Origin of the sequence: Nitrospira sp., assembly GCA_030653545.1 — a bacterium.
In the GTDB taxonomy this organism is placed as follows: domain Bacteria; phylum Nitrospirota; class Nitrospiria; order Nitrospirales; family Nitrospiraceae; genus Nitrospira_D.
Window position 1 is genome coordinate 19305 of sequence record JAURZE010000033.1, and the last position, 13651, is coordinate 32955.

Consider the following 13651-nt stretch of genomic DNA (forward strand, 5'->3'; position numbering starts at 1 on the left):
TGACCCCGTAAGCTGCAGAATTATCTTCCCTTCCAGAACACTCGACACGAAAGCACTGGACCATGGCAAATTCTGGTCGCGACTACTATCAGGTTCTCGGCATTCCGCGCACGGCTTCGGCCGATGAGATCAAGAAGGCCTATCGCCGTCTCGCCCGCCAGTTCCATCCCGACATGCACAGTGGCGCCAAGAAGGCCGAGATGGAGAAGAAATTCAAAGAGATGAATGAGGCGCATGAAGTCCTCTCTGACCCGGACAAGCGCAAAAAGTACGATCAGCACGGCGCCCAATGGGAGCAGGCCGAGGCCTATGAGCGAGCCCGCCAGGCCGCCGGAGCCCAAAGCCGCGGACAGGCCCACTCGTTCAGCGGCGAGGGATTTTCAGATATCTTTGAGAATCTCTTCGGGGGCCGCGGTCGAGCAGCCGGCCAGCACGAATTTTCGGCATCCGGAGAAGATCTTGAAACGGAAGTCGATCTGTCTCTTCGGGAAGTCCTGAGCGGCGTCACCAAACGAATCAACCTCATGGAGCCGACCCCCTGCGCCACGTGCCGCGGAAGCGGCGCGGTAAAAAACCGGCCCTGCCAGGCTTGTCTGGGATCAGGCCATCGGATGGAGTCCCATTCAATCGAGGTCAAAATTCCTGCGGGCGTCCAGAACGGGACGAGAGTCCGCGTGCCAGGGAAAGGCCAGCTCGGCATGAACGGCGGCCGTCGCGGCGATCTCTACCTGCACGTCACGCTCATGCCGGACAAGGTCTTTCGGCAGCAAGGCAGTGATCTGCATGCCAACCTGCCGGTGTGGCCATGGGAAGCCGCCCTCGGTGCCGAAGTCATGGCCCCCACATTGACCGAGCCGGTCCGCGTGAAAATTCCCGCTGGTAGCCGTGCCGAGGGCAAACTACGCTTGAAGGGGAAAGGGCTCCCGACTGCGGCCGGAGGCCATGGCGACCTGTTCCTCACGCTGCAGATTGTCCTGCCGTCCCCTTTGACCGAGGGAGAACAAAAGCTGTACGAACAACTGAGTCACTTGCGAACGGGCGATCCACGCGCGGAGCTACTGGCCGCCGCCCAACGAAGCTAGCTTCCTCCACTGTTCCCGATACAGGACTCTGCATGCCGCTCGCCGAATACGCCCTGCTGGCCTTCAGCTCTCTATTTGTCATCGTCGATCCGATCGCAACGGTGCCGGCCTTTCTTGCCATGACGCCGCGCGATACCCTGCAACAGCGCCTGCGCATGGCCCGCGTCGCCTGCCTGGTGATGGTCGGAGTGCTGGCCGGGTTTGCACTGATCGGCAAATCGCTGTTTCACTTGCTGGGCATTACACTGCCTGCGGTACAGGTCGCCGGGGCACTGGTATTACTGCTGGTCGCCTTGGACATGCTCCGCGCCCAGCGTTCACCGGTCATGGAAACTGCCGAAGAAACCGCGGAAGCCAGCGGGAAAGACGATATCGCCATCACCCCCCTGGCCATCCCCATGCTGGCGGGCCCTGCGGCTATTTCGACCGTCATCCTGCTGGACGCCCAAGCGTCCGGGTGGGTTCAGCGCGGCATCTTGCTCGCTTGCCTTCCGGTAGTCGGTCTGGCAAGCTACATTATCCTAGCGCTCGGGGCGAAAGGGGCCAAATGGCTGACTCCGATGGCAGAGAAAATCATTACGCGGCTCATGGGGCTGTTGCTCGCCGCCCTCGCCGTGCAATTCTTGTTTAACGGACTCAAAGGAGCAGGCGGGCTGTTACAGCAATAGCGCACTCTTTATCATCATTACACGCGAGTTTAACCGAAGGAGGACACATGCAACGATCCCGTGCAGCAATCATGACTCTGACTCTCGCAGCCGCGGTGAGCCTGACTCTAGGCACGTCCGGTGTCTGGGCCGAAGGATACGGCAAGGACGGCCATGCCGGCGGCGGACACAGCGCCATGGGTGGACACGGTATGGGCGGCATGATGCACAGCAGCGCCGGCCACCTCATCCGCCATCTCCTCAAGCATGAAAAAGACATCGGCCTCACGGCTGACCAGGTCGCCAAGCTCAAGGACATCCAGCTCGGTCTGGACAAGACCAGGATCAAGGCGGAAGCGGATATCCAGGTCGCGGAACGCGAGTTGAAGGCCCTGACCGACGACGAGAAGTCTGATCTCGCCGCCATCGAGGCCAAACTGAAACAAAGCGAGGATATGCAGGTCGGCCTCCGCCTCACCTCCATCAAGACTAAACGCGAAGTCCTGGGTCTCTTGACCCCCGAACAGCGCGCCAAGGAAAAGGCCGAGCACGACAAAGTGATGAAAGAACACAAGGGCGCCGGCAGCGGCCACGGCACACCTCATGGCGGCGGTGCGGCGAATCCTCACGGCGGAACCAGTCCTCACAAAGGCACCGGAACTCCCTCAGCTCCCGGCAACATGTCAGTGCAATAACCTGTTTTCTGAAGGAGGTGGTCCATGAAATCTCTCACACTCATCCTCACACTCGCGATTGGAACAGTGTTGGCGCTCGGCACTCCCGCTTGGAGTGACGAGAAGAAAGGCGAGGAAGGCGATATTGCCGCCTTAGCGAAAGAAGCCAAGATCACGATCGAGCAAGCGATAAAAACCGCCGTGGAGAAAGTGCCCGGCACGGTCGTCGAAGCAGAACTTGAAAAGAAGCACGATAAGACTATCTGGGAAGTCGAAGTCCTCGGCGCGGACGGGAAAGTCACGGAAGTCCACATCGATGCTGCTACCGGCACGGTGATCGATACAGAAGCCAAGGACAAGAAGGACGAGAAGAAAAAAGAGGGGAAGAAAGGAAAGTAATCGGACCATGCCCAAAGAATTGAAGATGAAGAGTCACGATCTCCTCGTTGGTCCAGGCCGGGCGCCGGCACGGGCTATGCTCAAAGCCGTCGGGTTCACCGACGAAGATCTGTCCAAGCCCATCGTCGGGGTGGCCAATACCTGGATCGAGGTCATGCCCTGCAATTTTCACCTCCGGCGGTTGTCGGAACGGGTGAAGGCCGGGATCCGCGCGGCCGGCGGGACGCCGATTGAATACAACACGATCGCCGTCTCCGACGGCATTTCGATGGGGACCGAAGGCATGAGGGCCTCCTTAATCAGCCGGGAAGTGATTGCGGACTCGGTCGAGCTGGTCGCCCGCGGCCATCTGTTCGATGCGGTCGTCGCTCTGTCCGGTTGCGACAAGACCATCCCCGGCACCGTGATGGGGCTCGCCCGATTAAATCTGCCATCGGTGATGCTTTATGGCGGGTCGATCATGCCCGGCCAATTCCAGGGGCACGATGTGACCATTCAAGACGTGTTTGAGGCAGTCGGTAAACACGCCTGCGGGACCATGACGAATGCGGAACTAAAAGATCTGGAAGATCATGCCTGCCCGGGCCCCGGCGCCTGCGGCGGCCAGTTCACCGCCAACACCATGGCCATTGCGTTTGAATTCCTGGGAATATCGGCCATGGGGCGTAACGGTGTGCCGGCCATGGATCAGCACAAGGACGATGTCGCCTTTGAAGCCGGCAAGATGGTGATGGAGCTCCTCAAGAAGGATCTGCGTCCCAAGCAGATCATCACCCGCAAGTCGCTGGAGAATGCGATCGCCGCCGTGGCGACGACCGGCGGCTCGACCAATGCCGTCCTCCACTTGCTGGCTGTCGCCCGGGAGATGGGTGTGAAGTTGACCATCGACGATTTCGACAAACTGAACCGGAAAGTCCCGCTCCTCGCGGACCTGAAGCCGGGCGGTCGATTCACCGCGTCAGACCTCTTTGCCGCAGGCGGGACCACGCTCGTCGCCAAGCGGCTGCTGGATGCCGGCATCTTGCATCCGAATCAGCCGACCGTGTCCGGCCGCACTATCGGCGAAGAAGCCGCCGACGCGAAGGAAACAGCCGGGCAACAGGTGTTGCGGCCCCTCTCGAACCCGATCAAGCCCACCGGCGGCCTGGTCATTCTAAAAGGCAATCTGGCACCGGAAGGCTGCGTCGTGAAAGTGGCCGGCCATTCGATCATGAAGTTCCAAGGCCCGGCTAAAGTATTTGAACGGGAAGAGGATGCCTTCGCATCAGTCAAAGCAGGAAAAATCAAAGCCGGCGATGTGGTCGTGATCCGCTACGAAGGCCCGTCAGGCGGACCGGGCATGCGTGAAATGCTGGGCGTGACCGCGGCGATGGTGGGAGCCGGGCTCGGTGACTCGGTCGCCCTCCTCACCGATGGACGCTTCTCCGGCGCAACTCACGGCCTGATGGCCGGGCACGTGGCACCTGAAGCGATCAAGGGTGGCCCGATCGGCGCGGTGAAGAACGGCGATACGATTACCTTCGATATCGCCAAACGACGGCTGGACGTGGCGCTCACGGACAAAGAAATCAAGGCGCGCCTCAAGAAAGTCAAACATCCCAAACCTCGATATACGACGGGAGTGATGGGAAAGTATTCGCGCCACGTGTCCTCAGCATCAGAGGGAGCAGTGACCAGCTAACGAATCGGGCATTGTGTGGTTGATATCGGGGAGGAGCACATCTGTGTTTCTCCCCGATTCTGTTAGTGGTAGGTTATCTGCCGTTCCCGGCTGACCACGGTTTCCAAAAGCGCGAGCGTTCCATTTTTCTCAGTCCACCGCTGAATCGTTTCCTTCGTCCAATTTCCCACGGTATCGAACTCATACGTCACGACGGACTTGCGAAGGTGCGCGCTCCGGAAGAACTCACTCTGCTGTTCGATCCGCTGACCGGCGTCGTTGTATCGATAGACATCTTTTCGCATCAACGTCCCGTCTCCTGCATAGAACCGGCTTTCCTTCAACCGGCCCAACGGCCCGTGATGATGCGTCGACTCCAGCACCAGACGCCCTTGAAAATATCGAGCGAGGTAAATCAGTGTCCCCCTGATGTCATAGAGCGATTTTTCGACCGTTCCATTCCCGGTGATCGCGAGATCCTCCGTGACGACGCCCCGTTCGTCATACAGGCTGAATTCTGCATGGGCGAGCTGGCCATCATCGGTCGCCGCAATCATGGCCACTTGCCGGCCCTGCTCGTCGAACCCATACCGGTAGAGCTTCTTGTACAGCGCACGGCCGTCCGGCTCGACCGTCTGCTCTTCCGTTACCCGACCGGCATCATCGTAGGACAATCGGTACTGAGCCGAATCGGTTTCTTGCGTGGGAAAGAGTTCGACCTTCGTCAGGCGCCCGTCACGATCGAAGTGGTGGATGGTACGTAGTTGCGCATGACGGGTCTGCGCCGTCTTCACGGGGCCTATCAATTCTTGTTTGGAGAGATCGTTCGTCGTCGCGCCGAGTCCCGAGCCCGCGGCGGGACAGAGGAGAACCCCGACGATGAATAGAACCCGAAACAACCATGGATGATCAGTCTGCATGCAGGTGGCGCATCATACACCGCTTGCTCCAATGAGGAAACTCCTAGGCACGGAGCGTTCCTACCGCTCCTTCATACGCCCGCGCATCTCCAAAATCATGCCATCCAGATCGGCCTCGGCCTTGCTTCGATCACTGACCAATTCGTCCAAGTTATAGGTACGAGGTGCGGAAGGAGTTATGAGCGGCTGAACAGGCCCGCTCTGGGTTTTGGGGCTGACCATCTTGGGTGCCGGAGCCTGGATGGAGGCAGGAGGAGGAACCGGGATGGGTTGTTGCATCGGGAGCTGAGCCGCCGGCACTTCCGCCGCCGCACGGGTTGGCCCAGACGGCGAGCGCGCTGGCAACTGACCTGAGGCAGCACCCTGTTCACGCAACCACTGCCTGGCGACAGAAGATTTGAGCGAGAAGCTGATGCTGGTGATCGGCATGCCATCGGGCGCCACCCGGGCGATCGCCGTATTGACCCCGATCATATGTCCTTCACTGTCGACGAGCGGGCCGCCGGAATTCCCCCGGTTCAAACTGGCTTCCGTTTGGAAGACATGTTTCCCCTTCACGCCGTTGAAATTATCAACTTCGGCGCTGATCACTCCCGTCGTCAGGGTCCACAACCCTCCCTGTTCAGGGTGGCCGATCGCGATCACGCGGTCTCCGATCTTCGTCCGATCCGAGTCGCTTAGATCGATAACTGGAAGCGGAGCCGCCATGCCCTCAAGCTTGAGCAATGCCAAATCCAGCGGGGCAGAATAGGCCACCAGTTTGGCACGCACCATGCGGGCCAGGTCGGCTTTGGTATCCCCGCTCACGCGGACCGGCTTCAAGAACACGGACAGTCGCGGATAGGGCTTTCCCGTTTTCTCTTCAATGACCACATGCGCATTCGTCAGCACGACGCCGTCGGCCTGGATGATCGAGCCCGTTCCCCCGCTGCCGCCCTTTCCACTGTCGGAATGGCCCATGACCATGACGACGGCCGGTGAGGCCTGTTCATAGATCTCGCGCGGGGTCAGCTCCTTCGCTTCAACGCTCATGTGCCCCTGGCTAATCAGAGCCGCAAGAAAAACCAATGCATATCTCATCGATTTCTCCTATCTTTCAATCGTCGCCGCATCGGAGAGAGACTGCTCCCGTCCCCCACTCCATCGACAACAGACACCTCGTTGCCCAATCTTATATGGCTCAACGGAGAGAGGCGCCAGGCGTCGACCAGCCGACAGTACGAGAGCGAGTAGGAAAACCTGAGAAGCGACTTATAGGCGCTTAAAGAAGTCGGCGACCATTTCAACCACGTAGGTCAATTGGGCGTCGCTGAGTTCGGCATAGATGGGGAGGGACATGACTTCTTCGGCGGCCCGTTCGGATAAGGGGAAGGCTCCCTTCCGATAGCCAAGCTCCTGGTAACAGCTCTGCAAATGCATCGGGAGCGGATAATAGATCTCGGTCCCGACGCCCTTCTCTTTCAGATGAGCCCGAAGTTCGTCTCGCTTCGAGACCCGCACGGTGTACTGATTGTAGACGTGAAAATTGCCCGCCTTCGTCGATGGCAATGTCACCCGATCCAGCAAACCTGCCGCTCGAAACAACTGGTCATACCGGGCGGCATTGCGCCGGCGGCCTTCCGCCCATTGATCCAGATACTTAAGCTTGATATCGAGCACGACGGCTTGTAGCGTATCCAATCGGCTGTTAATCCCGACCGCTTCATGGAGATAGCGCACCCGGCTTCCATGCACGCGCAACATGGCCAGCGCATCCGCGAGTCCCTGATCATTAGTTGTGATCATCCCGCCATCGCCGAACCCGCCAAGATTCTTCGAAGGGAAAAAGCTGAAGCAGGCGGTATCTCCCAACACCCCGGCGCGCTGACCGCCTTGTCCGGCCCCGATGGCCTGGCAGGCATCTTCGATGACATGCAGTCTCTTTGCCTTGGCAATCTGGTTGATGGCCGGCATATCGGCGCATTGCCCGAATAGATGAACAGGAATGATAGCCTTGGTCCGCGACGTCACAGCCCGCTCTAGCTGGGCAGGATCAAGATTGAACGTATCCGGCTGAATATCGATAAAGACCGGCTTCGCACCCAATCGAGACACGGCGCCGGCTGTGGCGAAGAATGTAAACGGGACCGTGATCACTTCGTCGCCTTGCCCCACTCCCATCGCCATCAGCGAAAGCAGCAACGCGTCGCTTCCCGAGGCACAGCCGATGGCATACCGAGCACCGACATACTTCGCCAGAGACGCCTCAAAGGCCACCACGCGCGGACCGAGGATAAACCCCTGCTCGTCGCAGACCGTTTGAACCGCCGCCATGATCTCAGCCCGAAGCGGCTGAAACTGAGCTTTCAAATCGAGAAGCGGAATGTTCATAGACTCACAGCGCCCCGAAACTCACTCGCATTGATTGCCTCTGTCCACGCGATCTTTACCCCATCAATACCTTGGACGCGATGTCTTTGCAAGTGGAGAATGAAACTGGCGGGACAGGAGCTAGCGAAAATCACGACGCTGGAAGATGATACTCGCAGACATCAACAGAAATGCGACATAGGTCAATCCATACACCACAATAAGCATAAGGTCCGTTCCAGAGACCTCAATATGGTGAATGACGTTCCCCTTGAGATTGAATCGCTCCAAATTCGGCAAAACATAATAGAGCCCTGTGACCACCGCGCGCATGCCTTCATCCATCTTCTCTCCGAAGGTCTTGAGATCCGCCGTCAGATGGCCGATCACGTAGGTGGCCAGCGTGAAAATGGCGCTGAGCGTCGCGCTCGTGAAGGTAGAACACAACAGAGCCACCGCCGTGATGACCATGAACTCCATAAAGATCAACCCCAGCGCCTTGAACAACACACTTTCAATCGGCACACCTTGCGCAGAGAGTACCAGCAACAGCCCCCCGGCCATGATCAGCGTATTGACAAAGAGGGTCAGTGTTAAACCAAGGTATTTGCCGACCAAGAATTGGTAGCGCGCGACTGGTTTCGACACGATGGTATAGATCGTTTTTTTCTCGATCTCTTTGTTGACAAGTCCGATTCCGACAAAGATCGCGATCAATACACCAAAAATATTGATACTCCCAAGTCCCACATCCAGCAACAAGCGATGAAACTCTCCCAGCGTCAGCCGCATCAACAGCAACGAACTCCCGATCATCAGCAACGCAAACACCAACAGGTTATAGAGCAACTTGTCGCGCAAGTTCTCCCGGAACGTATTGAGCGCAATCGATAAGACCTTCATACCCCCGTCTCCACAGGTGACTGCACCCCTCTGGCTTCACGAATAAACAGGTCCTCCAGCGATGCCTTATGAGGAGTCAGCGAGACCAGCTTGGCATGAGCCGCCCGAATAACTTCAAGAGACTCATCGACCTGACGCTGGCTACTCAGCACAACCATGACTCGTTCCCCGTTCAGCACCACCTTTGTTGCCAAGACACGCAAATGCCCCAGACCTTCCGGCGAAAGCCGATCGACGACCATCTCGACTTCTTGCGTAGCTCCCTGTTCAATCAACTCAGACACCTGTCCACAAGCCACCAATCGGCCCTTCATGATCATGGCGACTCGGTCACAGAGCAACTCGGCATCGTGCAAAATGTGCGAGCTGAACATGACCGTCTTGCCCGATTCCTTGAGACGAAAAATCAGGTCCCGAACTTCTTTCCGCCCGATCGGATCAAGACCGGACATTGGCTCATCCAGGACGACCAGCTCCGGATCATTGATCAAGGCCTGTGCAATTCCCACCCGCTGCAACATACCTTTGGAAAATTTGCGCAGCTGAAGATCCCGCGCATGGGTCATCCCCACCAGCTCAAGTAACTCATCCACGCGCTTGTCGAGGGTGGCTCCCCAGAGACCAAACAGATGACCGTAAAAATTAAGAAATTCTTGGCTAGTCAGATAGTCATAAAAATAGGGAGACTCGGGAAGAAACCCAAGTTTGGCTTTCGCGGCCGGATCGCCCACCGGATGGCCAAAGATTGAGGCAGATCCGCTCGTGGGATAGATCAGCCCCATTAGCATCTTGATCGTGGTCGTTTTCCCGGCGCCGTTGGGGCCAAGAAACCCAAACACCTCACCCCGCCGAACATCCAATGACAACTGATCCACCGCGGTGACACGCCGGCCCCAGAAGCCGATTCTGAATACTTTCTGCAAATTGAGAATCTGTACGACAGGCTGGTCTTGGAAGTCCATGAAGCGCTCCAGGCTACACACCGCCCTGTTTATCCAACCGGAAAACCTTCAGTCTGGCTGGCCGGCTACTGCTGGAAACCTGCCCCGTTTCTGAATCAAGCTGATACGAGCCGCCAAATGGCTCTTCAGGCATTGCTGGCAGTATGCCGGACAAGACTAAGTCAGACAACGATTTTGGATACTTTCGTTCTGTCTGACGGTAGCGCTGGATCGCGTCCTCAAGGCGTCTGAGATCCCGCTCGATTATGACTTCTTTGACCCGCATCTCCAGTTTCTCCCGCACTGCAATGTCGGGATTTTCTCTCCACATTGCCTCAAGAAACTGCAGCGCCACGTCAGGGCTTCCCGATTCCGCATACATTCTGGTCGCCAATCCTGGCAGGAAACCTGGGGCACCGGGAATCTTCGCCGCCCGGCCAATATATTCGGCGCCTTTTGCTGAATCGCCGAGAACAAAATAATGATTGTAGCCAAGTAGAAATGGAAGGTTCCATTCGCTTGGATTTTCCGCATGGCCTTTCTCAAGGAGCTGATTGCTCAAATCAGCCCTGCCCGCTACATCAGTCAGAACCACTCCTCCCACGTAATACACATACGCGTATAAGGGATCGAGCGTGGTAATCACGTCCATCGCATGATACAGCCACACATGCTCATCAGCAGAATTTTTCTTCTTCCCGAGCACCTGGAGCGTCCTGAGCCAGAGAATATCCGCCCCAAGATGGTGGTAGCCCAATAAGGCCGGCCGCAGAACCTCACCACGCGGGAGTTGCGCTAATTCTTCAATCTTCCCTGCCACTCGGTCAGAACGGCGATCCAAATCTTGCTGGAGGTATGTCAGCAGCCCGATGAGGAAGGCCATTGCAACAAGCAGCGCAGGGCATATTAGATTTGTAGCAGTAGAGGATGACGATTGGGCAGGAGAGAGAGAAGAAGAGCCGAAATGCATGGGGAACTACTACCTCTTTAATAAACAAGGTCCCGCCGGCTGTTTCCAGCCGGCGGGACACTTGGTTTAGGCAGAGCCTAGGCCGACGTTAGAATACGCCGGTCGTACAATCCTGAGCTCCGGTCCCGTCAGCCGACGCCCACACCGACAATGTAGCATCGCCGTCGAGATTGGACGAAGCCGTCGCCCGGAAACCACCAGCAGTCGCACCCGCGTCAACGGCTCCGGTTTCATGGATGGCGTTAGCAGCAGGGGTCAGCACCGGACCGAGACACGAGGTATGCGCTGCCACATAAGTGCCGGTCGCATACTGATACAGCACGTTGCCGGTCGGTTGGAAGCCAAGATCGGCGAATGATCCCAACGTCACACCAGCACCGGCGGCACCCACACACCAACCCTGGGCACCAGCAGCCGTAACCACAGGCCCAGCACCGCCCGGAAACCAGGAGGTGGGAGCGTTCTTCGTAGCCGCAACGGGAAGCGCCAACAGCGGCCAACGGGCCACCGTGAGATAGCAGCCCCGCTCACCCTGCCACGACACTTCCGAGGTCTTGATGGCGCCCAGGTTCGTCTTGGCCTCCGACTGCCGCGACTTCATCTGATACTGCAGGAAGTTCGGGATGGCGATGGCCGCCAAGATGCCGATGATCGCCACGACGATCATCAACTCGATGAGGGTGAAACCCTCTTGTTTACGCAATGCCTTAAACATCGTACTGCCTCCTGGTTGATGGTTCACTGACTGCCCTCGTTCACACTCTGCTTCTTCTTGCTACCCGAGGCGCTCGTGTTGGCGCCTACCAGGGCTATAGCAGGTTTGATGCCGGTCAGCGTTAAAGACGAACGTATCACCATCCATCTGGAAATCAACAAGTTAGAAGAAATCATCCGACTGGGCACTTATGCTCGGCGGCAACCAGCCCTTCCGCAATCTGCTCAAAACTGCCAAGAATTGGCATCTCACCCGTTTATCTTGAACAGAAAACGGACGAGGTTCATCTGCCTGATCGATCAATATCGGAAGCCTGGGATCTCTGGAGAATGAGCGCTTGAGGCGGCTTCATGGAGAAGGATCTCCTTGAAACTACTCATGAACTTTAGCGGATGATCACAGGAGAATCGTTGACTGCCTGGTGTGACCGATTGCTCTCTATAGATAAGGATGCGCCGTAATCCGCGTCGTCTCGTGCGAACCGATCGGAATAGATACGGCTATGGGGCAGATTATTTAGACTGTATCTTCTCTGATACGCGACGTTTGGCCTGCTGGATACGATCCTCGCTGGCAGGATCACCAAGACCCTGCTCGCGGAAGCGTTGAACCAGCTTTTCGTTCGAAGGATCAAGTTCCAGTGAATGGAGCCACGCTTCCTTCGCATCCGATAACTTCTGTTGCTTCATATAAATTTCGCCGAGATGCTCATAAATCACCGGATCGTCACCCACCAGTGCGACTGCGCGCTTGATCTCGGTCAGCGCTTCATTGAATTGCCCCGCCTTATAGAACGCCCACCCAAGACTATCAACATAGTATCCGTTGTCGGGTTTAAGCGCGACCGCCTGCCTGGTCAATGACAAGGCCTGCTCCACCTTGACGCCCCGCTCTGCATAGCTATACCCGAGATAATTCAGGGCATCGGCGTGGTGCGGGTCCAGACTCAGGGCCGACTCCATCGACTTCACCACATCCTCAAAGCGGTTGAGCTTATCGTACGCAGTCCCCAAGTTGAAATGCAGATCCGCATTCTTCGGATGATGGCGAAGGCCTTCTTCAAAGGCACTCAAGGATCTCTCGAATTGCTCGGCCTGGAGGTGCGCGAGTCCCAGCACAATAAAGGGTTCAGGCTGCTTGGGATTGATCCTCGTCGCTTCGGTCAAATGGGTGATCGCAGCGGGATAGGCTTTGAGCCGATACTGCAACACTCCAAGATGCATGTGGCTGTCGGCATACGAAGGATCGAGCTGAATATTGAACTGATACGCTTCCAGCGCTTTCGGGAACTCCTTCGTCTCCTCATAGAGATAGCCAAGATAGTCTCGCACTTTGAGTTCGGCAGGCCGCGCTTTCAGCACCGCCTGGAGCAACTCAATAGCCTTCGGGAATTCCCTCTTCTCTCCGTAGATCAAGGCCATTCGCAGCTGCGCGTCGAGGTCGCCGGGCTCTTCGGCCAGCATCTTGTCGAGTTCCGCGAGGCCACCGGCGTAATCCTTGGTATTGACGTAGAGCTGGATCAGATGTTGGCGGATATCCTTATTATTGGGATTCACCCGTTCCAGATATCGCTTGAGCACCGCAATCGCTTTTTCTCGTTCCTGCCGGGTTTCGTATAGTGAGGCTTGGGCAAGGTACGCCGGTTCGAATGCCGTATTGACCGCGATGGCCCGATCGAAGCTTGCCAACGCCTCTTCCTGTTTGCCTGATTCGAGGAAGATCCGCCCGAGGTAGTAGTGGCCGATGGGGGACTCCGGGGAGACTTTCAATCCTTGCTTCGCCGTCTGCTCGGCCTCCGCCAATCGCTTCTGATTCACGAGGATAATCGCTTTGGGGAAATAGGCGTCGCCCTGTGCCGGGTCACGTTCAATTGCCAGATCTAATAGGCGAAGCGCTCGATCAGGCTTGCCGGCGCTGGCGAGAATGCCGGCCATCTGCGTCAACTGTTGGGCATCCTGACCGGTCCCTTCACCGACTTCCTCCGCATAACGAGCCGCATTGGCCAGGTCACCTAAGCCGAAATAGATTCCGGCCAGTCGCGCTTTGACCGAGCGCGAGTTCGGATCGGTTTTGAGCACCGCTCGATATTCCTGGATCGCTTTCTCATTGTCTTGGGCCAGTTCGGCTTGATATCCCAGCATGAAATGATACGACGCTGAAGCATCCGCAGCCGGAGCCGGAGCCACGGCCGGCTTTTTCGGTGCGAGGCCGGCTGACGTGGCTTCCTGCGGATGCGGCGCCGCCGCACAGGCCACCACCACGAGAGGAATAAGGATGCCCAACAGTCCACGCCCCGCGCACAGCGGCATATGACCAGGGGACAATAATGAGGAGGCGACCGAAGAGCAGCGTCGTGTATTCACAGTAGCCTTGGGGGAAAAGGACTCGGAG

At 57.4% G+C, this 13651-nt stretch carries 12 protein-coding genes and 1 pseudogene; 5 read left to right on the plus strand and 8 right to left on the minus strand.

Features of this window, described 5'->3' with window-relative positions:
- The first annotated feature begins 62 nt into the window (after positions 1 to 62).
- The 5 genes from Q7U39_16915 to ilvD are packed head-to-tail and all read left to right on the plus strand — an operon-like array spanning position 63 to position 4483.
- A complete protein-coding gene (locus tag Q7U39_16915; protein ID MDO9119643.1) occupies positions 63 to 1082 on the plus strand; it encodes a DnaJ C-terminal domain-containing protein in 1020 nt (339 codons plus the stop codon).
- Between the two features lie 32 nt (positions 1083 to 1114).
- Positions 1115 to 1750 (plus strand): MarC family protein, encoded by a 636-nt coding sequence (locus tag Q7U39_16920; GenBank protein ID MDO9119644.1) that lies wholly within the window; start codon positions 1115 to 1117, stop codon positions 1748 to 1750.
- 47 nt (positions 1751 to 1797) lie between these two features.
- Positions 1798 to 2424, plus strand: coding sequence for a hypothetical protein (locus Q7U39_16925; protein ID MDO9119645.1), 627 nt, complete (start codon positions 1798 to 1800; stop codon positions 2422 to 2424).
- 24 nt (positions 2425 to 2448) lie between these two features.
- Positions 2449 to 2802, plus strand: a complete 354-nt coding sequence (locus tag Q7U39_16930; protein ID MDO9119646.1) for a PepSY domain-containing protein — start codon at positions 2449 to 2451, stop codon at positions 2800 to 2802.
- A gap of 7 nt (positions 2803 to 2809) precedes the next feature.
- The gene (ilvD, locus tag Q7U39_16935) at positions 2810 to 4483 is read left to right on the plus strand and encodes a dihydroxy-acid dehydratase (protein MDO9119647.1); all 1674 of its coding nucleotides are present in this window, start codon (positions 2810 to 2812) and stop codon (positions 4481 to 4483) included.
- Positions 4484 to 4545: 62 nt separating this feature from the next.
- On the opposite strand, the gene Q7U39_16940 is transcribed toward ilvD, so the two are convergent.
- From Q7U39_16940 to Q7U39_16975, 8 genes and pseudogenes are all read right to left on the minus strand, one after another.
- Positions 4546 to 5382, minus strand: a complete 837-nt coding sequence (locus Q7U39_16940; protein MDO9119648.1) for a hypothetical protein — start codon at positions 5380 to 5382, stop codon at positions 4546 to 4548.
- A gap of 60 nt (positions 5383 to 5442) precedes the next feature.
- Positions 5443 to 6462, minus strand: coding sequence for a trypsin-like peptidase domain-containing protein (locus tag Q7U39_16945; GenBank protein MDO9119649.1), 1020 nt, complete (start codon positions 6460 to 6462; stop codon positions 5443 to 5445).
- Positions 6463 to 6633: 171 nt separating this feature from the next.
- A complete protein-coding gene (locus tag Q7U39_16950; protein ID MDO9119650.1) occupies positions 6634 to 7752 on the minus strand; it encodes a DegT/DnrJ/EryC1/StrS family aminotransferase in 1119 nt (372 codons plus the stop codon).
- A gap of 120 nt (positions 7753 to 7872) precedes the next feature.
- On the minus strand, positions 7873 to 8634 hold the full coding sequence (locus Q7U39_16955; GenBank protein MDO9119651.1) for an ABC transporter permease: 762 nt from the start codon (positions 8632 to 8634) through the stop codon (positions 7873 to 7875).
- Positions 8631 to 9596 (minus strand): ABC transporter ATP-binding protein, encoded by a 966-nt coding sequence (locus Q7U39_16960; GenBank protein ID MDO9119652.1) that lies wholly within the window; start codon positions 9594 to 9596, stop codon positions 8631 to 8633. The genes Q7U39_16955 and Q7U39_16960 overlap by 4 nt, the downstream gene beginning before the upstream one ends.
- 13 nt (positions 9597 to 9609) lie before the next feature.
- A complete protein-coding gene (locus Q7U39_16965; protein ID MDO9119653.1) occupies positions 9610 to 10545 on the minus strand; it encodes a hypothetical protein in 936 nt (311 codons plus the stop codon).
- Between the two features lie 613 nt (positions 10546 to 11158).
- Positions 11159 to 11248, minus strand: a pseudogene (locus Q7U39_16970) (prepilin-type N-terminal cleavage/methylation domain-containing protein).
- 524 nt (positions 11249 to 11772) lie between these two features.
- A complete protein-coding gene (locus tag Q7U39_16975) occupies positions 11773 to 13623 on the minus strand; it encodes a tetratricopeptide repeat protein (protein ID MDO9119654.1) in 1851 nt (616 codons plus the stop codon).
- Positions 13624 to 13651: the final 28 nt, after the last annotated feature.

Coding starts and splice junctions, on each gene's coding strand:
- Q7U39_16915 (MDO9119643.1), top strand. CDS start 63: ATGGCAAATTCTGGTCGCGACTACTATCAGGTTCTCGGCATTCCGCGC.
- Q7U39_16920 (MDO9119644.1), top strand. CDS start 1,115: ATGCCGCTCGCCGAATACGCCCTGCTGGCCTTCAGCTCTCTATTTGTC.
- Q7U39_16925 (MDO9119645.1), top strand. CDS start 1,798: ATGCAACGATCCCGTGCAGCAATCATGACTCTGACTCTCGCAGCCGCG.
- Q7U39_16930 (MDO9119646.1), top strand. CDS start 2,449: ATGAAATCTCTCACACTCATCCTCACACTCGCGATTGGAACAGTGTTG.
- ilvD (MDO9119647.1), top strand. CDS start 2,810: ATGCCCAAAGAATTGAAGATGAAGAGTCACGATCTCCTCGTTGGTCCA.
- Q7U39_16940 (MDO9119648.1), bottom strand. CDS start 5,382: ATGCAGACTGATCATCCATGGTTGTTTCGGGTTCTATTCATCGTCGGG.
- Q7U39_16945 (MDO9119649.1), bottom strand. CDS start 6,462: ATGAGATATGCATTGGTTTTTCTTGCGGCTCTGATTAGCCAGGGGCAC.
- Q7U39_16950 (MDO9119650.1), bottom strand. CDS start 7,752: ATGAACATTCCGCTTCTCGATTTGAAAGCTCAGTTTCAGCCGCTTCGG.
- Q7U39_16955 (MDO9119651.1), bottom strand. CDS start 8,634: ATGAAGGTCTTATCGATTGCGCTCAATACGTTCCGGGAGAACTTGCGC.
- Q7U39_16960 (MDO9119652.1), bottom strand. CDS start 9,596: ATGGACTTCCAAGACCAGCCTGTCGTACAGATTCTCAATTTGCAGAAA.
- Q7U39_16965 (MDO9119653.1), bottom strand. CDS start 10,545: ATGCATTTCGGCTCTTCTTCTCTCTCTCCTGCCCAATCGTCATCCTCT.